The organism is Paenisporosarcina indica, from assembly GCF_001939075.1.
Lineage (GTDB): Bacteria > Bacillota > Bacilli > Bacillales_A > Planococcaceae > Paenisporosarcina > Paenisporosarcina indica.
In genome coordinates, this window is record NZ_MPTA01000001.1 from 373307 (window position 1) to 396518 (window position 23212).

23 protein-coding genes and 1 other annotated feature are annotated in these 23212 nt (G+C 39.6%); of the genes, 20 read left to right on the forward strand and 3 right to left on the reverse strand.

Annotated features, from left to right (window positions below):
- The 16 genes from GY23_RS01750 (at position 1) to pyrE (ending at position 18328) form a co-directional block, all read left to right on the forward strand.
- Positions 1-261 (forward strand): YggT family protein, encoded by a 261-nt coding sequence (locus tag GY23_RS01750; RefSeq protein ID WP_075617486.1) that lies wholly within the window; start codon positions 1-3, stop codon positions 259-261.
- A 53-nt stretch (positions 262-314) separates the two neighbouring features.
- Positions 315-1100, forward strand: a complete 786-nt coding sequence (locus tag GY23_RS01755) for a YlmH family RNA-binding protein (RefSeq protein ID WP_075617487.1) — start codon at positions 315-317, stop codon at positions 1098-1100.
- Positions 1101-1199: 99 nt separating this feature from the next.
- Positions 1200-1712, forward strand: a complete 513-nt coding sequence (locus GY23_RS01760) for a DivIVA domain-containing protein (RefSeq protein ID WP_075617488.1) — start codon at positions 1200-1202, stop codon at positions 1710-1712.
- A gap of 175 nt (positions 1713-1887) precedes the next feature.
- Positions 1888-2111, forward strand: a binding site (T-box leader).
- A 176-nt stretch (positions 2112-2287) separates the two neighbouring features.
- Positions 2288-5050, forward strand: coding sequence for an isoleucine--tRNA ligase (gene ileS, locus GY23_RS01765; RefSeq protein ID WP_075617489.1), 2763 nt, complete (start codon positions 2288-2290; stop codon positions 5048-5050).
- Between the two features lie 187 nt (positions 5051-5237).
- The gene (gene lspA, locus GY23_RS01770) at positions 5238-5723 is read left to right on the forward strand and encodes a signal peptidase II (RefSeq protein ID WP_075617490.1); all 486 of its coding nucleotides are present in this window, start codon (positions 5238-5240) and stop codon (positions 5721-5723) included.
- Positions 5724-6650: an RluA family pseudouridine synthase gene (locus tag GY23_RS01775; RefSeq protein ID WP_075617491.1), complete on the forward strand. Its 927-nt coding sequence runs from the start codon at positions 5724-5726 to the stop codon at positions 6648-6650.
- 192 nt (positions 6651-6842) lie between these two features.
- Positions 6843-7379: a bifunctional pyr operon transcriptional regulator/uracil phosphoribosyltransferase PyrR gene (pyrR, locus tag GY23_RS01780; RefSeq protein ID WP_281251487.1), complete on the forward strand. Its 537-nt coding sequence runs from the start codon at positions 6843-6845 to the stop codon at positions 7377-7379.
- Positions 7380-7398: 19 nt separating this feature from the next.
- A complete protein-coding gene (locus GY23_RS01785; protein ID WP_075618206.1) occupies positions 7399-8706 on the forward strand; it encodes a solute carrier family 23 protein in 1308 nt (435 codons plus the stop codon).
- A 150-nt stretch (positions 8707-8856) separates the two neighbouring features.
- Positions 8857-9735 (forward strand): aspartate carbamoyltransferase catalytic subunit, encoded by an 879-nt coding sequence (locus GY23_RS01790; protein ID WP_075617493.1) that lies wholly within the window; start codon positions 8857-8859, stop codon positions 9733-9735.
- On the forward strand, positions 9735-11012 hold the full coding sequence (locus GY23_RS01795; protein ID WP_075617494.1) for a dihydroorotase: 1278 nt from the start codon (positions 9735-9737) through the stop codon (positions 11010-11012). Before GY23_RS01790 ends, GY23_RS01795 begins: the two co-directional genes overlap by 1 nt.
- Positions 11012-12118, forward strand: coding sequence for a carbamoyl phosphate synthase small subunit (locus tag GY23_RS01800; RefSeq protein WP_075617495.1), 1107 nt, complete (start codon positions 11012-11014; stop codon positions 12116-12118). The genes GY23_RS01795 and GY23_RS01800 overlap by 1 nt, the downstream gene beginning before the upstream one ends.
- On the forward strand, positions 12111-15308 hold the full coding sequence (carB, locus tag GY23_RS01805) for a carbamoyl-phosphate synthase large subunit (RefSeq protein ID WP_075617496.1): 3198 nt from the start codon (positions 12111-12113) through the stop codon (positions 15306-15308). The genes GY23_RS01800 and carB overlap by 8 nt, the downstream gene beginning before the upstream one ends.
- Positions 15305-16081, forward strand: coding sequence for a dihydroorotate dehydrogenase electron transfer subunit (locus GY23_RS01810; RefSeq protein ID WP_075617497.1), 777 nt, complete (start codon positions 15305-15307; stop codon positions 16079-16081). Before carB ends, GY23_RS01810 begins: the two co-directional genes overlap by 4 nt.
- Complete coding sequence (locus GY23_RS01815; RefSeq protein ID WP_075617498.1) at positions 16078-16989, forward strand: dihydroorotate dehydrogenase; 912 nt, start codon at positions 16078-16080, stop codon at positions 16987-16989. The genes GY23_RS01810 and GY23_RS01815 overlap by 4 nt, the downstream gene beginning before the upstream one ends.
- Positions 16986-17699 (forward strand): orotidine-5'-phosphate decarboxylase, encoded by a 714-nt coding sequence (gene pyrF, locus GY23_RS01820; RefSeq protein WP_075617499.1) that lies wholly within the window; start codon positions 16986-16988, stop codon positions 17697-17699. The genes GY23_RS01815 and pyrF overlap by 4 nt, the downstream gene beginning before the upstream one ends.
- Entirely contained in the window at positions 17696-18328 is a 633-nt protein-coding gene (gene pyrE, locus GY23_RS01825; RefSeq protein ID WP_075617500.1) for an orotate phosphoribosyltransferase, read from the forward strand. Before pyrF ends, pyrE begins: the two co-directional genes overlap by 4 nt.
- A 103-nt stretch (positions 18329-18431) precedes the next feature.
- Here pyrE and GY23_RS01830 read toward each other — a convergent pair whose 3' ends face one another.
- On the reverse strand, positions 18432-18959 hold the full coding sequence (locus GY23_RS01830) for a D-glycero-alpha-D-manno-heptose-1,7-bisphosphate 7-phosphatase (protein ID WP_075617501.1): 528 nt from the start codon (positions 18957-18959) through the stop codon (positions 18432-18434).
- 159 nt (positions 18960-19118) lie between these two features.
- Between GY23_RS01830 and GY23_RS01835 the strand changes: the two genes are divergently transcribed.
- On the forward strand, positions 19119-19538 hold the full coding sequence (locus GY23_RS01835; RefSeq protein ID WP_075617502.1) for a hypothetical protein: 420 nt from the start codon (positions 19119-19121) through the stop codon (positions 19536-19538).
- Positions 19539-19565: 27 nt separating this feature from the next.
- On the opposite strand, the gene GY23_RS18150 is transcribed toward GY23_RS01835, so the two are convergent.
- A complete protein-coding gene (locus GY23_RS18150; protein ID WP_161487554.1) occupies positions 19566-19733 on the reverse strand; it encodes a hypothetical protein in 168 nt (55 codons plus the stop codon).
- Between the two features lie 489 nt (positions 19734-20222).
- The gene (locus GY23_RS01840) at positions 20223-21914 is read right to left on the reverse strand and encodes an Rqc2 family fibronectin-binding protein (protein ID WP_075617503.1); all 1692 of its coding nucleotides are present in this window, start codon (positions 21912-21914) and stop codon (positions 20223-20225) included.
- 114 nt (positions 21915-22028) lie between these two features.
- Between GY23_RS01840 and GY23_RS01845 the strand changes: the two genes are divergently transcribed.
- Genes GY23_RS01845 through rpoZ form a run of 3 tightly spaced genes read left to right on the forward strand, consistent with a single transcriptional unit; the run spans position 22029 to position 23142 of the window.
- On the forward strand, positions 22029-22280 hold the full coding sequence (locus GY23_RS01845; protein ID WP_075617504.1) for an extracellular matrix/biofilm biosynthesis regulator RemA family protein: 252 nt from the start codon (positions 22029-22031) through the stop codon (positions 22278-22280).
- Between the two features lie 17 nt (positions 22281-22297).
- Entirely contained in the window at positions 22298-22918 is a 621-nt protein-coding gene (gene gmk / locus GY23_RS01850) for a guanylate kinase (protein ID WP_075617505.1), read from the forward strand.
- Entirely contained in the window at positions 22918-23142 is a 225-nt protein-coding gene (rpoZ, locus tag GY23_RS01855; RefSeq protein WP_075617506.1) for a DNA-directed RNA polymerase subunit omega, read from the forward strand. Before gmk ends, rpoZ begins: the two co-directional genes overlap by 1 nt.
- Positions 23143-23212: the final 70 nt, after the last annotated feature.

Below are 23212 nucleotides of genomic sequence, written 5' to 3' on the forward strand. Positions count from 1 at the left end.
ATGGATTTAATATTTAAATTAATTTCAGAGGCATTAGGATTATATACAATCCTATTAATCATTAATATTTTTATGTCTTGGATACCGTCAATTCAAAATTCGAGTTTTGGTCAAATGTTAGGAAAAATTTGTGAACCTTATTTAGAGCAATTCAGACGTTTCATCCCACCTTTTGGCATGATAGACGTTTCACCAATTGTCGCTATTTTAGTGTTGAACCTAGCACGTAATGGGCTTCAACAATTAACTTTGATTGTTTGAAATCTTACCTCACATTGTGAGGTTTTTTTTGACCATTGAAAGGAAGAATACTTATGGAACATGTATTGCAGCATTTTCGCAAAGATGAGCAGCCTTTTATTGAACAAGTCGGCGGATGGCTACGAGAAACACAAGATCGTTATGCGCCTAAACTGACAGATTTTCTAGATCCAAGACAACAATATATTGTACAGTCCATGGTTGGGCAAAATGATGATATAGTAGCAACAGATTTTGGTGAATTTCCGGATGCAGAGAGAAAACGAATGTTTATCGCACCCTCTTATTTTGTTGCATCTAATGAAGACTACAACATTTCCATGTTATCAATTAAATACCCTTCGAAATTTATCAAATTAGAACATCCCGATGTATTGGGAACGTTAATGTCACTTGGACTTGATCGTTCGAAATATGGAGATATTCGTGTGGCTGACAGCCAAATAGAATTTGCTGTCGCAGCAGAAGTCTCTGATTTTGTACGAATGAATATTTCAACCATTGGTAAATCAAAAGTCCAAGTGGAAGAATTGCCCCTTGATCATCCATATTTAGAAAACAATGATGTGTGGGTCGAAGAAACGCATTCTGTGAGTTCTATGAGAATAGACACCATTATTGCCTCGCTTTTTAATGTTTCAAGACAAAAATCTTCGCTGCTTATCAATAGTGGTAAAGTAAAAGTGAACTGGACTATTCGAGAACAACCTTCTTTCGAATTGCATGAGTCTGATTTATTATCTATTAGAGGGTATGGCCGAATCCAAATCGGTTTGATAGAAGGACGTACAAAAAAGGATAAGATTCGACTTCAAATTGCTCGTATCGAGCCGAAATAGTGAAAAACATTCATGAAATTCAAATTATTGCTGTCATCAAAGTCAATGAACGGTATAATAGTTTGAAATGGAGTAAGTAAGTAAAGGGGAGATTCTGAAATGCCACTATCACCATTAGATATTCATAACAAAGAGTTTAGTCGTGGATTTCGAGGCTATAACGAAGATGAAGTTAACGAATTCTTGGAACAAGTGATTAAAGATTTCGAACTTCTTATTAAAGATAAAAAAGAACTGGAAGAGAAATTGAAATCTTCAAGTGAGCGGGTAGGACATTTCACTACAATTGAAATGACACTTCAAAAGTCAATCATGGTTGCCCAAGAGGCTGCAGAAGAATTGCGTCGAAACTCTCAAAAAGAAGCCAAATTAATTGTCAAGGAAGCAGAGAAAAATGCGGACCGAGTAGTTAATGAAGCCTTAACGAAAGCGCGTCGTATCTCAGTTGAAATTGATGATTTGAAAAAACAATCAAAAGTCTTCAGAAACCGTTTTAAAATGCTGGTGGAAGCACAACTTGATTTAATTAATACAGACGACTGGGATCATCTAATGCAATATGAAGTAGATGTAACTGAATTATCTCGTATTGGAACAAGCGAAGAAGATTAATCGATGCTTGACGTTCTTAGAAACATTCCCTATACTATCTACATATTGTAAGATAAGCGGAAAGCGCCATTCTAGCGCGACTCCGACGGTGGAGCTCCTGAAACGAAAACTTGTTTTCGAATGAAGGTGTAAAGCGGAGGTGTGAACTGGCTCTTAGAGCTAGTCATATTAAAATAAAAAAACGTTGACAGAGACAGTAGTTTGTAAGCACAGTCTAGCGATTCGAGGGTGGTGGAAGCTCGAACAAGTTGCATACAAATGAAAATCCCTCTAGAGTTAAATCACTGAACTTGATTTTGTAAGTGATTTCGGTTTCACGCCGTTAATGTGATCTAAGCTGGCAACATAAACGTGTTGCAATTAGGGTGGTACCGCGAGTTATAACTTCTCGTCCCTTCATTGGGATGAGGGGTTTTTTTATTGTTTAGTTATGTTATATTTTATTGTAAATTTTTACTTGTTTAAAGATATGGAGTAAAACAGCGGAGCAGTTTTGCGCGGAATATCAACAGTAGAATCTAACATAACTTATTGTTTTTAGAACATATAAAAAAAGTTAAGTGGAGGTTTTTTAGATGGAATACAAAAATACTTTATTAATGCCTAAAACAGAGTTTCCGATGCGTGGAGGTTTACCGACTCGTGAACCATTAATGCAAACGAAATGGAATGATATGGACCTTTATAAAAAAGTGATGGACCGTACTAAAGGTCGACCTACTTTTATTCTTCATGATGGTCCTCCATATGCGAATGGAGATTTGCATATGGGTCACGCTCTCAATAAAGTTTTAAAAGATATGATTGTCCGTCATAAATCAATGACTGGTTTCCATGCACCATACGTTCCTGGTTGGGATACTCACGGTCTCCCAATTGAGCAAGCATTAACAAACAAAGGTGTAAACCGTAAAGAAATGACAGTCGCGGAATTCCGAAATTTATGTGAAACCTATGCATACGAACAAATCGATCGTCAACGCAACCAATTTAAACGTTTGGGTGTACGTGGAGATTGGGAAAATCCATATGTAACATTGAAACCAGCTTATGAGTCCCGTCAAATTGAAGTATTCGGTGAAATGGCTCGTAAAGGCTATATCTACAAAGGTCTAAAACCAGTTTATTGGTCACCATCAAGTGAATCAGCTTTAGCTGAAGCCGAAATCGAATACCAAGACAAAAAGTCACCTTCGATTTATGTAAGCTTTGATGTAACAGATGGAAAAGGAATCATTGCTGAAGGCACAAAAATCATCATTTGGACGACAACTCCTTGGACAATTCCAGCTAACCTTGGAATTTCTGTTCATCCCGAATTTGATTATGTAGTTGTAGAAGTTACTGGAAAACGCTATATTGTTGCAAAAGATTTACTTGAAACTGTTGCATCGACTTTAGAATGGGAAACGTATGAGGTCGTACAAAATGTTAAAGGGGAACAAATGGATCGAATGGTTGCAAAACATCCATTATATGACCGTGACTCCCTTGTAATGTTAGGGGAACACGTAACCAATGAAGGTGGTACGGGATGTGTTCATACAGCTCCAGGGCACGGGGAAGAAGATTTCCAAGTCGGTAAAGCTTATGGTCTAGAAGTACTTTCACCAGTAGATGACCGTGGTTGTTTAACGGCAGAAGCACCAGGATTTGAAGGGTTATTTTATGAGAAAGCCAATAAAGTCATTACTGAAGCATTGGAAACTGCTGGCGCGTTAGAAAAATTATCATTCTTCACTCACTCAGCACCACATGATTGGCGTACGAAAAAGCCGGTAATTTTCCGTGCAACTGCTCAATGGTTTGCATCAATTGAAGCTTTCCGTGAAGAATTGCTGCAAGCAATTAAAGATACTTCCTTCACACCATCATGGGGTGAAACGCGTCTATTCAATATGGTTCGTGACCGTGGAGATTGGTGTATTTCTCGTCAACGTGTATGGGGCGTTCCGATTCCTGTGTTCTATGCAGAAGATGGAGAACCAATTTTAACGGAAGAAACAATTGCACACGTATCTAAACTATTCCGTGAACATGGTTCAACAGTATGGTTTGAACGTGAAGCAAAAGACTTGTTACCAGAAGGATTTACACATCCAAATAGCCCGAATGGTCTTTTCTCAAAAGAAACGGATATTATGGATGTTTGGTTCGATTCAGGGTCTTCACATCAGGCTGTACTTGATGAACGTGATGATTTAGTCTATCCAGCTGATTTATACCTAGAAGGATCAGATCAATATCGTGGATGGTTTAACTCATCGTTAACCACGAGTGTAGCTATCAATGGTCATGCTCCATACAAAGGTTTATTAAGCCACGGCTTTACTCTAGACGGTGAAGGCCGCAAGATGAGTAAATCAATCGGTAACGTAATTGACCCTGCAAAAGTCATGAATCAATTAGGTGCTGACATTCTTCGCCTTTGGGTTGCATCAGTCGATTATACGGCCGATGTACGCGTGTCAGATTCAAACTTTAAGCAAGTTGCTGAAGTATATCGTAAAATCCGCAATACATTCCGTTTCTTACACGGAAATGTATCCGATTTTAACCCACAATCAGATCGTGTAGCATTTGAAGACCTTCGTGAAGTTGATCAATATATGGTCATGAAACTTCAAGAACTAATTGAAACGGTTCGTAATGCCTATGACAAGTATGACTTTGCCAGCGTTTATCATGCAGTTAACAATTTTGTCTCATCTGATTTGAGTTCATTCTATCTAGATATCGCTAAAGATGTGGTGTACATCGAAGGTGTAGATAACGTTCATCGTCGTGCGATGCAAACCGTTATGTATGATACATTGTTAGCATTATTAAAAGTAACAACGCCAATCCTGCCACATACAACGGATGAACTTTGGGAGTTCTTGACGTTCGAAACGGAAGAAAGCATTCAATTAACAGATTTCCCTGAAGCAACAACTCATGAATCTTTTGAAGCATTACGTACGAAATATGCACAATTAATGCTTGTACGTGACGATGTATTGAAAGCATTAGAAGTAGCTCGAAATGCGAAAGAAATTGGAAAATCACTTGAAGCGAAAGTAACAGTCTATGTAAAAAAAGATTTATTAGATGCTTTTGATACCAATAAAATTGATTTTGCTCAATTCTTTATCGTTTCCGACTTTACACTTGCTGGTGTTAAAGAAGAAGCACCTTCAGATGCATTAAAACTTGATGTTGCATCGGTAATTGTTACAAAAGCACAAGGCGAGAAATGTGAACGATGCTGGACGATTTCAGAAAAGATTGGGGAAAATGAGAAACATTCAACTTTATGCCCACGCTGTGCGGATGTTGTTGAAAAATATTACGTATAAATAGCTGATTCATTCATACGTTGTTCATCTCATATCCACCTACATTCGTGTTCATAAAGCAGTTAACATAATGCTTCATTACGAATATAAATGTATAAATTGAGCTGTCCTTCTCGGACAGCTCTTTCTGTCTGTTTGTGTTATGTGTTAAACTAGGTATGAGTCTTGGATAACGGGGGAACATTGTGTGTACATTTATTATTTAATTGCAATTGTCATCGTGGCAATTGATCACTTGACAAAATGGCTTGTTGTAAAAAATATGGCGCTCGGTGAACGAATTGTATTAATCGATCCGACATTTGCACTACTGTCTCATCGCAATCGTGGAGCTGCATGGGGAATGTTACAAGGACAAATGTGGTTATTTGCGATCGTCACAGTCATTGTGGTAATTGGTATTGTGTACTATTTTCATAAAGAATCAAAAGGTAAACCATTGTTTCAAATTAGTTTAATGGTTTTACTTGGTGGAACTTTAGGGAATTTTATTGATCGTGTGTTCCGCGGAGAAGTTGTGGATTTTGCGGATGTACTAATTCCAGTGATTAATTACGAATTCCCCATTTTTAATGTAGCAGATGCAGCATTAACAATAGGGGTTGTTATGCTCGTTATCGGATTATTTTTAGAAGAAAAAGCAGAAAAAGCTGCAAAGAAAACAGGTGAATAGATGGAAGATTATACGTATAAGATTTTAGAAGAACAAAAGGGTGAACGAATCGATAAAGCCCTTACGACATTAGAAGCGGATTGGACTCGTAGTCAAATTCAAATTTGGTTAAAAGATGGAGCCGTTTTAGTCAATGGAGAGCCTGTAAAAACAAACTATAAAGTAAGAGTAAATGATGTGATTACTGTCACTGTTCCAGAAGCTGAGGAACTGGATATTGTTGCAGAAGATCTAGATTTAGAGATTGTGTATGAAGACGAGGATGTCCTTGTTGTAAATAAACCACGCGGAATGGTTGTTCATCCAGCACCTGGTCATGCATCAGGTACACTTGTGAATGGTTTAATGCACCATTGTAATGATTTGTCTGGAATCAACGGTGTCATGAGACCAGGGATTGTGCACCGTATTGATAAAGATACGACTGGTCTATTGATGGTAGCGAAAAATGACAAAGCACATGTGTCTTTAGTGAACCAATTGGTTAAAAAGACGGTAACCCGTAAGTACACGGCATTAGTTCATGGACATATTCCGCATGACAAAGGTACAGTCGATGCACCGATCGGACGCGATGCTCGTGATCGTCAAAGTATGACCGTTCTCGATAAAGGAAAACACGCCGTAACACATTTCCGAGTTCTCGAGCGCTATGGTAACTTCACTTTAGTCGAATGTAGTTTAGAAACAGGTCGTACGCATCAAATTCGTGTTCACATGAAATACATTGGTTTCCCATTAGCTGGAGATCCTAAATACGGACCGAAGAAAACAATTGAATTTGACGGACAAGCTCTTCATGCTGGCGTTCTAGGATTCATCCATCCACGCACTGAAGAATACTTGGAATTCGAAGCTCCACTACCGGCAGACTTCAAGGAGTTACTAGAAGAAATGAAATCGAACGTTGACAATAAAGAAAAGTAAAATTATAATCAAAATAACGAAATTTAATAGAACACCTTTAAATACGGTCCAGAGAGGCTGAGAAGGTAAAAGTGAAACGTATGGATACACATGCTGTGTGTAGAGATACGACTAATTTTCTACATTCACACCCTCTCATCCTTCCTGGACGAGAGGGTTTTTATTTTGAGGAAAAAAGGAGAATCCAATATGGTGGAAAAAGCGAATATATTAGATGAGCAAGCAATTAACCGAGCACTTACACGGATTGCACATGAAATCATTGAACGTAATAAAGGAATTGAAGAGTGTATTTTAGTTGGAATCAAAACGCGGGGTGCATATTTGGCAAATCGCTTGGCAGATAAAATCAACAGTATTGAAAGCAAAGCAATTAAGTCTGGCGAACTAGATATCACACTTTACAGAGATGATTTATCCATGAAAACTGAAAACAAAGAGCCGCTCGTACAACAAGTGGATATCCAGCACTCCGTATTCAATCAAAAGGTAATCTTAGTAGATGATGTGCTTTACACGGGACGAACAGTACGAGCTGCAATGGATGCAGTGATGGATATAGGAAGACCTGCACAAATTCAATTAGCAGTGTTAATCGACCGAGGACATAGAGAATTGCCAGTTCGCGCAGATTACGTTGGCAAAAATATTCCGACTGCAAGCCAGGAAAGAATTGTTGTCCGATTAACTGAAATCGATCATGAAGATAGCGTAACAATACACGAGTAAATGTAGGGGGGAGAACATGATGAAGAATACACAAACGATTTTAGACATACACGACAAACCAACAGCCGGAAAATTAACCACACTAAGTATTCAACACATGTTCGCCATGTTTGGTGCGACGATCTTAGTTCCGCAACTGGTAGGCTTAAGTCCCGCTATAGCACTATTGACCAGCGGTATTGCCACTCTAATCTTTTTATTTGTAACAAAATTTCAAGTACCTGCTTACTTAGGTTCGTCGTTTGCATTTATCGTACCGATTATAGCCGCTACGGAAAATGGCGGGATTGGCAGTGCGATGATTGGCAGTTTGTTTGTTGCTCTCGTCTATTTCATAGTTTCTATTGTCATTTGGAAAACTGGCTACAAATGGATTATGAATTTACTCCCACCGATTGTAGTGGCACCAGTCATCATCGTAATCGGATTGGCGTTATCTCCAGTGGCCATCGATATGGCAATGAATATAACGGTAGATGGAGTATCTCAATACAGCATGAAGCATTTTTCAGCTGCTCTAGTAACGCTGGCAGCCGCTGTTGTTGCAACTTTGTTCTTTAAAGGAATCATCAGTTTAATGCCCGTCCTAATCGGAATCATAGTTGGATATTTGTACTCATTAATGATTGGCATCGTAGATTTTTCTACTGTACTATCGGCAAAATTATTTTCTACACCAGACTTCCTGATTCCTGGAATACACTACGAGTTTGCTATAACCCCCACATTGCTGGGGCTGATGGTCCCTATAGCGATTGTGACAATATCTGAGCACATTGGTCATCAATTGGTCTTAGGGAAAATTGTTAATAGAAATTATATAAAAGACCCTGGTTTACATAGATCACTACTAGGTGATGGACTTGGTACTTTAATCAGTGGATTAGTTGGCGGACCTCCAAAAACGACTTACGGTGAAAACATCGGAGTACTTGCCATTACTAGGGTATACAGTGTGTATGTCATCGGAGGAGCAGCAATACTAGCCATTTTATTCTCGTTCCTTGGTAAAATGATGGCACTAATTTCCACAATCCCCACTGCAGTTCTTGGGGGAATTTCAATCTTGCTATTCGGTATTATTGCATCTTCAGGACTACGCATGTTAGTTGATAACAACATAGACTTCGGAAATAAGCGAAACCTTGTCATTTCTTCCATTATATTAGTAATAGGAATTGGCGGAGCGAAACTTCACTTCTCAGATACATTCGAACTAGAAGGAATGGCTTTGGCTGCCATCATTGGTGTGGTATTAAATCTAGTATTGCCTGGCAGACAAAAAGAGCTATCCGATCCATTTGAGATAACAACAACCAAATCATAACCTTTTAAACGTGTCCAGAGAGGCAGGCAAAGGGAAACCAGTATAGAAAGCTCCTTTATTTGAGGAACTTTGCTTGGTTATACCCAAAAGCCTCTCAACTTTAGTGTTGAGAGGCTTTCTTTTTGCAGAAAGAACATGGGAGGCAATAAAGTGAAGCATCTATTAAGTATGAAAAACTTACAAATAAATGAAATAGAAACATTACTAGAAAGAGCGCTTGAATTTCAACAAGGTGCAGTGTCTACATTAAAGAATAACTTTTCTATAGCTAACTTATTCTTTGAACCAAGCACACGTACCAAAATGAGTTTTGAAATGGCAGAGCGAAAACTCGGGTTGCATGTATTGCCTTTTGATGCGAGCACATCCAGTACGATAAAAGGTGAAACTCTCTCTGACACCGTCAAAACATTAGAAGCAATCGGTGTTGATGCAGTGGTGATCCGCCATAAACAAGACGGCTATTACAATGAATTGTTGTCAGGAATAAACCTTGCCATCATCAATGGGGGGGATGGCTCAGGTCAACATCCAACGCAATCTCTACTAGACTTGTACACAATCAAAGAAGAGTTTGGCAAATTTAAAAACTTACATATAACCATGGTCGGCGATATTTCGCATAGCCGAGTGGCAAAATCGAATGCAGAAGCATTAACGAAGCTAGGTGCACATGTCACATTTCTTTGCCCACCACAATGGCAAGGAGACTTTGCTAGCACATCATCATGGGATGAAATATTACCGACTACTGATGTAGTCATGTTGCTCCGCGTTCAACACGAACGGCATGACAGCGAAATGTCGTTTTCAAAAGAGCAATATCATGAAGAATTCGGCTTAACTAGAGAGCGTTATGAGCAACTTAAACAATCAGCAATCATTATGCATCCTGCACCGTTTAATCGCGATGTTGAAATCGCGAGCGAATTGGTCGAAAGTGAAAAATCACGTATTTTCAGACAAATGCACAACGGAGTGTATATACGCATGGCAGTACTAGAAACGGTCTTAAAGGAGAGAAAATGATGAAAAAAATCATCCGTAATATTCAATTACTAAATGAAAACAACGAGTTGACAGAAGGTACTATATTAATTGAAAACGGTCGAATCATCGAAGTCAATCCAACAATTACACCAGAGGTAGATGAAGTGATAGACGGACAGGGATACTTCGTTTCAGCAGGATTTATTGATGTACATGTTCACCTACGTGAGCCAGGTGGTGAACAAAAAGAAACAATTGAGTCTGGGACATCTGCAGCAGCTAAAGGTGGATACACGACCATTTGTGCGATGCCAAATACGCGACCTGTACCGGATACAGTCGGAAATTTGACTCACGTAAATCAACTAATCGAACAAAACGCTAAAATTCGTGTGCTTCCATACGCGTCCATTACAATACGCGAAGCGGGTAAAGAACGAACTGACTTGGCGGCTTTAAAAGAGCACGGGGCGTTTGCTTTTACGGACGATGGAGTAGGAATACAGCAAGCAGGAATGATGTATGAAGCAATGCAAGAGGCTGAGAAGTTAAACATGCCAATCGTTGCACATTGCGAAGACAACACACTAATCTACGCTGGCGTGATGCATGAAGGGAAGAAAAATAGAGAACTTGGACTAAAAGGGATTCCATCGATTGCAGAATCCGTGCACATTGCCCGGGATATCTTACTTGCGGAAGCTGCTGGTGCACATTATCATGTGTGCCATGTAAGTACGAAAGAATCGGTACGAGTCATAAGGGATGCGAAAAAAGCAGGAATTCATGTGACGGCTGAGGTCAGTCCACATCATTTACTTCTTTGTGAAGACGATATCCCTTCAAACGATGGAAACTGGAAAATGAATCCGCCGCTTCGAGCGAAAGAAGATCTAAAAGCGTTAATCGAAGGGTTGGAAGATGGAACACTTGATTTCATTGCAACAGATAATGCTCCTCATATGATTGAAGAAAAATCAAACGGGATGGAGCAAGCACCATTTGGAATTGTTGGGTTAGAAACAGCATTTCCACTTCTGTACACACATTTTGTTGAAACGGGAAAATGGTCGTTAAGTCAACTTATCGCATGGATGACACAAAAGCCAGCAGATGTCTTTGGTCTTCCATACGGTCGCCTTCATATGGGGGAGTCTGCTGACCTAGTATTCATCGATTTAAATAAAACACTAAACATTGATCGTGAACAATTTGTTTCAAAAGGGAAAAATACGCCATTCCAGGACTGGACATGCAAAGGTTGGCCAGTAATGACAATGTTTGAAGGTAATGTAGTTTGGAAGGAGGAGAAATAATGTTGAAAAGAAGCCTTATTTTAGAAACTGGTGATGTGTTTAATGGAACAGCGTTCGGAAGTAAGAAAGCTAGTGAAGGTGAAGTCGTATTTACAACTGGGATGACAGGTTATCAGGAAACATTATCCGATCCCTCTTATTGCGGTCAAATTGTCACAATGACGTATCCTCTCATTGGAAATTACGGCATCAACCGTGACGATTTTGAATCAATTGAACCAGCCATTAAAGGGATGATTGTACGAGAACTAGCTGAAACACCATCCAACTTCAGAAGTGACATTACATTAAATGACTTATTCCAATTAAAAAACATTCCAGGGATTGAAGGAATTGATACAAGAAAACTAACACGAATCATCCGCGAATTTGGGTCGGTAAAAGGTGTATTAACAGCAGCAGGTGAAGAAATAAAGGTAGAAGATACGATCAGAAAACTGAAAGAAACCACATTCCCTACGAATCAAGTTGAACAAGTATCAACAAAACGCCCGTATCCAAGTCCTGGACGTGGGAAACGAGTAGTACTCGTTGATTTTGGAATGAAACACGGGATTCTGCGAGAATTAAATAATCGTGACTGTGATGTTGTGGTCATGCCGTATAACACGACCGCAGAAGAAATCATGGCCATTTATCCAGATGGCATCATGTTATCGAACGGACCAGGAGATCCAAAGGATGTACCTGAAGCCATCAAGATGATTGAAAACCTGATTGGAAAGATTCCGATTTTCGGCATTTGCTTAGGTCATCAACTATTTGCCCTTGCAAGTGGAGGGGATACGTTTAAATTGAAGTTTGGTCATCGCGGTGCTAACCATCCTGTAAAAGATCTTGAAACAGGTCGTGTTGAAATCACCTCACAAAATCATGGGTACGCTGTAGACCCTGAGTCATTAATCGGAACACGTTTACAAGTAACTCATACTGCTCTAAATGACGGGACAGTCGAAGGATTGAAACATTTGGACGTTCCGGCTTTTACTGTGCAATATCATCCTGAAGCATCTCCAGGACCAGAAGATTCAAATCACTTATTTGACCGCTTTATAGAGTTAATGCATGACAATGCCAACGTCAAAGGAGAAAAACAACATGCCTAAACGTCACGATATACAAACAATACTAGTCATTGGTTCCGGTCCAATTGTTATCGGACAAGCTGCTGAATTCGATTATGCAGGCACACAAGCCTGTTTAGCTCTTAAAGAAGAAGGCTACCGCGTTATTTTGATTAACTCAAACCCTGCCACCATCATGACCGATACAGAAATTGCCGACAAAGTGTATATTGAGCCAATTACACTAGAATTCGTCAGCAGAATCTTACGTAAAGAGCGTCCAGATGCTCTCCTTCCAACATTAGGAGGACAAACTGGTTTAAACATGGCAATTGAATTAGATGAATCAGGAATTCTCAAAGAATTAAACGTCGAAATTCTAGGAACTAAACTAGAAGCCATTCACAAAGCAGAAGATCGTGACTTGTTCCGAACATTGATGAATGAACTGAATGAACCAGTTCCTGAGAGTGACATCATCCACAATTTACAAGAAGCACAGGCTTTCGTCGAACGCATTGGATATCCAGTCATTGTACGTCCAGCATTTACACTTGGCGGAACGGGCGGTGGAATATGCCATAACGACGAAGAACTCTTGGAAACTGTAACAAGCGGCTTGAAATACAGTCCAGTTACACAGTGTTTACTTGAAAAATCAATCGCAGGTTTGAAAGAAATCGAATATGAAGTAATGCGAGACTCTAATGATAATGCCATCGTGGTTTGTAATATGGAAAATATTGACCCTGTCGGCATTCATACAGGAGATTCCATCGTCGTGGCACCAAGCCAAACCTTATCAGATCGTGAATATCAAATGCTTAGAAATGTGTCGTTGAAAATCATTCGTGCATTAAAAATTGAAGGCGGATGTAACGTTCAATTAGCACTTGATCCATATAGTTTTAACTACTACATCATAGAAGTGAATCCCCGTGTGAGCCGTTCATCGGCACTGGCATCTAAAGCAACCGGGTATCCGATTGCGAAACTTGCTGCCAAAATTGCGGTTGGTTTAACTTTGGACGAAATGATGAACCCAGTCACTGGAAAAACGTATGCTTGTTTCGAACCGGCACTCGACTATGTTGTGACAAAGATTCCACGTTGGCCTTTTGATAAATTCGAATCTGCCAAACGCAACCTCGGAACACAGATGAAAGCTACAGGAGAAGTTATGGCGATTGGTCGCACATTTGAGGAGTCTATCTTAAAAGCGGTTCGCTCTCTTGAGACTGGTCATATCCATTTGGAATTAAAAAATGCAGACGATATGTCAAATGAATGGATTGAAAAACGCATTCGCCGTGCAGGTGATGAACGTCTCTTCTTCATTGGAGAAGGACTAAGACGCGGTGTATCCATCGACACCATACACGAGTGGAGTCAAATCGATTTATTCTTCCTAAACAAATTACAAAACATTGTTAAATATGAAGAAGTGCTTGCTGCTAATCCTTTTGAATATGAAGTGGCGAGAAAAGCGAAACGCATGGGATTTGCAGACGGCACTCTTGCTGAACTTTGGAACTCTGAAGAATTAGTAGTCTATAACTGGCGTAAAGAAAATCATTTAATTCCAGTCTATAAAATGGTAGATACATGTGCAGCTGAGTTCGAATCAGAAACTCCTTATTTTTACGGCACATATGAAGATGAAAACGAATCAATCCGAACAGATAAAGAGAGTGTAATCGTACTAGGTTCTGGTCCAATTCGAATCGGTCAAGGCGTTGAGTTCGACTATGCAACCGTCCATTCAGTTTGGGCAATTAAAGAAGCTGGCTATGAAGCCATTATCATCAACAGCAACCCAGAAACGGTATCTACCGACTTCTCCATATCGGACAAGCTATATTTCGAACCGTTAACCATCGAAGACGTTATGCATATTGTGGATTTAGAACAACCTAAAGGGGTTGTGGTGCAGTTCGGAGGGCAAACCGCGATCAATTTAGCTGCCAAATTACAAGAACGTGGCGTCCAAATTCTTGGAACATCACTGGAAGATTTAGATCGAGCAGAAAACCGCGATAAATTTGAACAAGCTTTACACGAAATCGGCATTCCCCAACCAATGGGCAAAACAGCAGTTTCTTCCGAAGAAGCTGTAGTAATTGGCAATGAAATCGGCTATCCGGTACTAGTTCGACCTTCTTATGTTCTTGGCGGACGTGCAATGGAAATTGTTTATAACCAAGAAGAGCTTGCACATTATATGGAATTCGCAGTTCAAGCAAGTCCGGAACATCCCGTACTGGTAGACCGCTATCTAACGGGAACAGAAATTGAAGTAGATGCCATATCAGATGGGTTAAATGTTTGTATACCAGGAATTATGGAGCATATCGAGCGTGCAGGCGTTCATTCAGGGGATTCAATTGCGGTGTACCCACCCCAAAACTTATCAACCGAGCATATTGACCAACTGATTGACTATACAACTCGACTTGCTAAAGGATTAAACATTATAGGATTGTTGAATATTCAATATGTTATTTCAAAAGGGAAAGTGTACGTCATTGAAGTAAACCCTCGTTCAAGTCGGACAGTACCGTTCCTAAGCAAAATTACGAATATTCCAATGGCGAAAATCGCTACAAAAGCTATTTTAGGACAATCACTGCCATCTCAAGGAATTCCATTAGGATTAGCACCAAGTCCGCGAGGCGTATACGTCAAAGTACCAGTATTCAGTTTTGCTAAACTTCGTCGAGTAGATATTACGCTCGGACCTGAAATGAAGTCGACCGGAGAAGTAATGGGAAAAGATATGACACTTGAAAAAGCACTATACAAAGGGCTAGTGGCTGCTGGGATGCAAATCCAAGACCACGGCTCAGTTCTCATGACGGTATCAAATAAAGATAAGCAAGAGGCAATCTCAATTGCAAGAAGGTTCACTTCGATCGGTTATCACATACTCGCAACGGAAGGGACTGCTGCTACATTGAAAGAAGCGGGCATTCCTGTAAGTACGGTCGGCAAAATTGGTGAAGAAGGCAAGACATTGCTTGATGTCATTCAAAAAGGTGAAGCACAGCTTGTGATTAACACGTTGACGAAAGGGAAACAACCCGCGAGTGATGGATTCCGTATCAGACGGGAATCAGTTGAGAACGGAGTACCATGTTTAACATCATTAGATACAGCGGAAGCGATGTTACGAGTCATTGAATCAATGACGTTCCAAGCAGAAGAAATGCCACAACAGGGGGTACTTACATGATTCGAAAAGAGCGAATGAAAGTCATCGAACAAAATGAAATCGCTCGAAACATATATGAACTGACCTTAAGTGGGCAACTTGTTGAAGAAATGAAGGGAGCAGGACAGTTCGTTCACATTCGAGTCTCAGACAGCTATGAACCCTTGCTCAGAAGACCGATTAGTATCGCTTCGATCAATCATGAACTAGAACAGTTCACGATGATATACCGAGCAGAAGGGAGAGGTACCTCACTTCTTTCGATAAAAAAACCAGGTGAAGAAGTGGACGTCCTTGGACCGCTCGGCAATGGTTTTCCTGTACATGAAGCCAAAAAAGGCGACACCGTCATTTTAGTAGGAGGGGGGATTGGAGTCCCACCTTTATATGAACTGTCCAAACGACTTGTAGAAAATGGGGTCAAACCTATTCATGTCCTAGGCTTTCAATCGCATGACGTTGTTTTTTACGAAGAAAAATTCAGTGAGCTTGGTGACACACATATTGTAACTGTAGACGGATCACAGGGGCATCTAGGATTTGTAACATCTGTATTGGCTGAATTACAACAAGACTTTTCAATGTACTTTACATGTGGACCCCTGCCGATGTTAGAAGCATTACAAAACATGTATCCTAAGAAAAAAGGGTTCCTATCGTTTGAAGAACGCATGGGATGTGGGATTGGAGCTTGCTTTGCGTGTGTATGTAAAACCACAGAACAATGCTCAGTCGATTATGTGAAAGTTTGTTCAGATGGACCCGTATTTCCAGCAGGGGTGGTGCACATATGAACCGATTAAAAGTAGAACTTCCGGGGTTGTCACTAAAAAATCCGATCATGCCTGCATCTGGTTGCTTTGGATTTGGAAAAGAATATGCGAAACTATATGATTTGTCTGTACTCGGTGCCATTATGATCAAAGCAACAACTGTGGAAACACGTTTAGGAAATCCTACGCCACGTGTGGCCGAAACCGCGTCAGGCATGCTCAATGCAATCGGACTTCAAAATCCCGGTTTAGAAAAAGTGATAGCGGAAGAACTGGTGTGGCTTGAACAATACGATACACCAATCATAGCAAATGTTGCAGGAACATTGATGGAAGATTATGTAGAGGTTGCAAAACAAATCTCGAAATCGAAAAATGTCCATGCTCTCGAAATAAATATTTCTTGTCCAAACGTTAAATGCGGGGGAATCACTTTCGGTACGGATCCAGCAGTAGCTGCAGAACTGACTGCAGCTGTCAAAGCGGTATCAGAAGTGCCCGTCTATGTGAAACTGTCACCAAATGTAACGGATATTGGAGAAATCGCTCGAGCAGTGGAAGCTGGTGGGGCGGATGGCATTACGATGATTAATACACTGATCGGCATGCGTTTAGACACGAGAACTGGCAAACCTGTCATAGCAAATGGAACAGGGGGGTTATCTGGACCTGCTGTTAAACCGGTTGCTTTGCGAATGGTGTATGAGGTGGCAAAACATGTTTCGATTCCCATCATTGGAATGGGTGGAATTACAACGGTTGATGATGTCATTGACTTCATGTCAGCAGGTGCGAGTGCAGTTGCCGTAGGAACAGCCAACTTTGTGGATCCATTTGTTTGCCCAACTATTATTGAACACTTACCTGAGAAGTTAGATTGGTTAGGAATAAATCACGTGTCTGAACTGATTGGAAGGAGTCATCGATGAACAAATATAACCCTATTATCGCCTTGGATTTCCCGACAAAAATAGATGCCTATCATTTTCTTCAGCCTTTTGAAGAAAAGCTTTTCGTAAAAGTAGGGATGGAACTTTATTTGCAAGAAGGTCCTTCGATTGTATCCGAATTAAAGGAACTTGGACATGATGTTTTTTTAGATTTGAAACTTCACGATATTCCAAATACCGTAAAATCAGCCATGCGCGGCCTAGCAAAAAATGGGGCAGACTTGGTCAATGTTCATGCAGCGGGCGGGATTCATATGATGGAAAGTGCGGTTGAGGGATTAGAGATGGGTACTCCAACAGGTCAAAAGAGACCTTTAATAATAGGGGTTACTCAACTTACGTCAACAAGCGAACAACAAATGCGAAATGAGCAGAAAATTCATTTATCCCTGGAAGATTCCGTACTTCACTATGCCAGTATATCCAAACAAGCGGGACTTGACGGAGTTGTTTGTTCCGTTTTAGAAGCAAGTGCCATTAAGCAAAACTGTGGGGCTCACTTCTTGCGTGTGACACCGGGTATTCGTTTATTGCAAGGACAAGAGCATGATCAAATCCGTATCGCTACGCCAGAAGTAGCAAAAGCTGAAGGCTCCTCTTTAATTGTTGTCGGAAGAGCGATTACACAATCAGCCAATCCAGTAGAAACATACAAACTAGTAAAACAACAATGGGAGGCAAAAAAATGACAACTCAACGACATGAAATTGCACATGCTTTATTTTCCGTTGGGGCGGTTGAACTACGCCCACAAGACATGTTTACATGGACATCGGGCATCAAGTCTCCAATCTATTGTGACAATCGATTAACGATGTCAAGCCCGGTGGTAAGAAAACAAATTGCAGCAGCACTAGCTAACAATATTAAAAATTTTTTCCCACAAACCGAAGTAATTGCAGGAACCGCAACAGCTGGAATCCCACATGCAGCTTGGGTAAGTGAAGTACTCAGTTTACCAATGGTTTATGTTCGCTCGAAAGCGAAAGAACATGGACGTGGCAATCAAATTGAAGGCACAATCAAGCCAGGACAAAAAGTCGTGGTAGTAGAAGATTTAATTTCCACTGGTGGGAGTAGTATCGACGCAGTCCGTGCACTTGAAGGCCAAGGCTGTGACGTACTGGGAGTCGTGTGCATATTTACATATAACTTAAATCGAGCAGATGAATTATTTAAAGAAGCAGGAATTCCATTTGTCAGCTTAACAAATTTTGATGCCTTGGTCGAAGTAGCCTCAGAGGACAAGAGAATTAGTGATGGAGACAAGCCACAACTACTGGAATGGCATGAACAATTAAAACAAGGGAAACTCTAAACAAATAGAGTCGATTAGTGAAATGGAAACGTGTTTTAAACGTAAAGTAGGGCCCAAATTTCTTTGTGAATTGGGCTCTTTCAAATTAGGTAACTTCATCTTATTAAGCAGTTGAATCCTCAATAATCCACTCTGCAGCACTTATTAGGTCAGGGAAAACTGCATCTGCAAGTGGGTCGCTTTTTCCTAAAAACACTCCTTTAGTACCAGCCTTCTTCCCTGCGATAATATCTGTATCGGTATCTCCGACCATATAGGAATTGGATAAATCGATTTCATATTTTTTAGCGAGATTTAAAATCAATCTGCTGTTCGGTTTGCGGCAGGCACAACCGGCTTTTGGCTTATGGGGACAATATGACACGTCATGAATAATGGCCCCTTCTTTCTTTAATTCGGCGATCATATGGTCATGAATGGCATGAAGCTGAGATTCCTTCATGAATCCCAACCCAACACCTCCTTGATTGGTTACGACAAAAATAAAGTCAAAGTATGCGTTCAATTTTTTAATGCCTTCTGGAGCACCTGGCAGGAAATAGAGTTCATGTGGTTGGTTCACAAATTTAACGCGATCCGTTAGAACTTCATTTATTACTCCGTCACGATCCAAAAATACAGCTTTTTTCAATGAGCTCACACCTTTATTTATAATGGTAGAAAAAATTGATAAAAAATAGGAATTTTAAGAAACGATTATTTAGTAAATCTACAGATACAGCCGATTCCTGTATAAGTAGAATAAGCCACTTGAACAGCACATAGGATGATTTAATGGGAGGTTGTTCGTTTGAAGAAGGAGCTAATTAGAATAGTAGTTGTAGGCTGTTTGTTTCTAGGTGCCATTTTCACGATATCGATTAATACACCCGAAATTAAAGGTAATGAGCAATTAGGTACTGAGGAAATAGAACCCGAAAATCAACTATTGTCTTTTTTACAAGAACGGATAAAGGAAAAGCTGAAAAATGTGGATGAAGTTGTGGAAGTCACGACTTATAATAATGACTCGATTATTATTAATACCACTATTGCTAGTTCAGACACAAAAAAACAGCTAGATATATCAGATCGCCTATTTGTGGAACTTCAAAAAATGAATTCACAAAATGGAATTAATAGAAACATTAATTATACGGTGGTATTAAAAACAGTAGACGAAGTTGTTGTTGGTGAGTTGATGTTTGGCGATCATCCGCTGGAAAATTGATTATAAAAGTGTTTGTCGAAAAAAAAACTACTCAATTAGAGCAACTGAAATCATATTGTCTTTATAAATTGTTTCTTTTGTCAGTTCAGAAACGATTTCCTTGATTTCTTTTTCAATTTTATTAAGATAGTGTTGGTTCCCATTTAATTGAATGTATATATCTCCTTGACTTTGGTATCTAATACCGATTGCCACTGTTTCTACATTTATCTCCTCTTTTAACGTATTCTTGATTTCCTTAACTAACTTATGAGTACTTTTGATCAGAACTTCCTCTGAGATTTCTTATTGAACTCCAGATGTTGAGGTTAGTTGGTTGTTTGAATCAGTTGGTGATGTTGATTCAAGGAAAAAGCTAGAAATGGTAGCAAAAAGTATGAACAACAGTTGCACTATTGACCCTCCATAAAAAATGATTCCTTTATATTCCCCTAAAACTTGTGGTATATCCTTCTGAAATAACTGCTAAAAGTTAGGCTAGTTAAACAATACTGTGTTCATCATACATTTGATCTAGCATCTCAAAACGCATGAGTAACCAAGTATGACAAAAAGCCAGTCCACTTCACTTTAAAGTGAAGGACTGGCTTTTTGTTCGAAATATTACCTCCATAATAAATTACTTCACGACCGGGCGTACTTAATCCGGTTTTTCTTGTCTTCATCTAAGTTACCTACAACAAATTACTTCCGTAACTTCCTCACAATATCTTCACTAGGCGTTACAAAAACTGTTTTCTGTTCAAAATAAATGACAAATCCGGGCTTTGAACCATTTGGTTTTTTCACGTGTCGTATTTCAGTATAGTCGACAGGGACAGAAGAAGAATCTCGAGCTTTACTGAAGTATGCGGCCAACTTTGCAGCTTCTAAAATTGACTCTTCGTCGGGTTCGTTATCGTGAATAACCACATGTGATCCAGGAATATCTTTCGTGTGGAACCATGTTTGTGATTTGCTTGCCAATTTAAATGTTAAATAATCATTTTGTTTGTTATTTTTCCCTACAGAAATTGGCAACCCTGTTGAAGACACAAAGTTTTCTGGAGAAGGTTTAACCACTTTTTTCTTCTTTTTCAAGATGCGTGCTTTCATCCAGCCTTGCTCAGCTAATTCTTCTCGAATTTCTTCGATATCTTGAGGAGAAGCTTGCATCACTTGTTGTTGCAACATTTCTAGATAATCAATATCTTCTTTTGTTTTATCAAGTTGTTGTTGAGTTTTGAGTAAAGCCGTTTTGGCTTTGTTATATTTTGTGTAAAAACTCTGTGCGTTCTCAACTGGTGTTTTCCTTGGGCTCAAGGCGATTTTAACAACCGCATTGTTTTCATCGTAGTAATTCACGACTTCAGCCTCAGTCATTCCTTTTTCAAGTAGGTACAAATTGGCCATTAGTAGCTCACCATGAAGTTGGAATGTCTCCAGTTTTTCAGCGTTCGCTTTTTCTTTCGCTAGTTTTTTCATTTTTAGTTTTAATTTATCAATTTCATTCTGAAGCCAGCGTTCTAAATCCCCAGCTTGTTGTTTTACTCTGTCACGTTCTGCTCGCGCGAAGTACACTTTATCAAGTAGTGCGCCAAGTGAAGGGTAAGAAGTTTTATTTCCTTCTAGATGCGTTAAATCGACACTCGAAAAAATGGCTTTATTGCCAGTTTCAATATATTGCCCATTTGGAATTTGTTGATCAAATTCATCAATGAACTGTTTAAATTCCACATATGCTGATTGAGTGCTGTTATTTATACGATTTGCTAGTTCTTTCGCATGCAATGGCGAGAAGCCACTTAGATTTAAAAGAAATTCACTAGCTAAATCTTCCACATTCAAGAAAGTCGAAAACGATGATTCATCTAATTCATAAGGATTCCTTTTATCTTGTTTCGGAGGTGCTATATGCGGTTGACCTGGCATGATTGTTCTGTAACTGTTAACAGATGGAGACAAATGTTTCAAGCTATCTAATATTAGATTGCGAACAGGGTCAACTAAAATGACATTACTATGTCTTCCCATGATTTCAATATGCAGTTCACGCACCATGTCGTCACCGATTTCATTTTTCCCTTCAACACGCAGAATGAATACGCGATCCATATCCAATTGCGAAATGGAGGATATAAATCCACCTTCTAAATGTTTTCGAAGTAGCATACAAAACATAGGTGGTTCGAAAGGATTATCTATTGCCTCGTTTGTCATATGTATTCTTGAGTAAGAAGGGTGAATCGATATAAGCAAGCGGTTATTTCTACCGCCAGCACGAATATGCAACACAATTTCTTGTGAGTTCGGTTGATGTATTTTAGAGATACGTCCAGTTACTAATTGTTGGAGCTCGTGTGTCATTGCCTTTGTAAATAAACCATCAAATGCCATAAGTATTCCTCTTTCAAAACGTTTTGCTCTATCTTATCATTTTATTGGACGTATGTGATATAATTGGCTAAGTCTGTTACAAAGAAAGTGGAAACTCTAATAGGAGGAAAAACTGTGCCAAATAGAAAGTTTATCAATATCGGAAACGGTAGTGTGGTAGCAGTTGAACGAATCATCTCCATTTTGCCTCCTGAATCAGCGCCAATTAAGCGTCTCGTTCAAGATGCAAGAGATAAAGGGTTTCTTATTGACGCAACTTACGGTAAAAAAACCCGTGCAATATTTGTGATGGATAGTGCACATGTGGTTTTATCAGCCGTTAATGCCGATACCATGGTGACACGTATGATAGAACAAGCCGAATAGATAAAAAGAGGGATTGAATGCGAAAAGAACGTGGATTATTAATCGTCCTTTCTGGACCATCTGGTGTAGGGAAAGGTACCGTGCGAAAAGAATTGTTTTCGCAACCTGACACAAATTATGAATATTCAATATCGATGACGACAAGAAAGCCACGTGAAGGTGAAGTGGATGGTGTTGATTACTTTTTCAAATCCCATGAGGAATTTGAGCAATTAATCGGTGAGAGTCGTTTATTAGAATACGCTTCTTATGTTGGGAACTACTATGGAACTCCATTGGATTACGTAAATGCAACGCTAGATGCTGGTCGGGATGTATTTTTAGAAATTGAAGTACAAGGTGCATCGCAAGTTCGAGACAAAGTACCCGATGGTTTATTTATTTTCTTAGCACCACCGAGTCTATCGGAGTTAGAACAGCGTTTAGTTGGTCGTGGAACAGAAACCGATGATGTGATTGCTTCTCGTATTTTAGCTGCAAGACAAGAACTTGAAATGATGAATCTATATGATTATGTTGTTGAAAATGACGAGGTCCAGTTGGCTTGCGATCGTGTAAATGCGATTGTTACTGCTGAACATTGTCGAAGAGAACGTGTTGAAAAAAGATATCTATCTATGTTGGAAGGGGAATTTTAATGTTATATCCATCAGTTGATTCACTTAAAAGCAAAATCGATTCAAAATACACACTTGTGAGTTTAGCTTCAAAACGTGCACGCCAATTACAAGAAGAGGGCGGCGAAAGACTAGATTCTTACGTCTCTTTAAAATATGTCGGCAGAGCTCTTGAGGAAGTTGCCTGTGGTGCTTTGACGAAAGAAGATCAAGACGAAGCAACAATTTACGAAGACGAAATTTGACCCCCTATTATTGACCAATGAAAACTCCCTTAGTCGTTAATTGCTTTGGGAGTTTGTTGTTTGAGGAAGG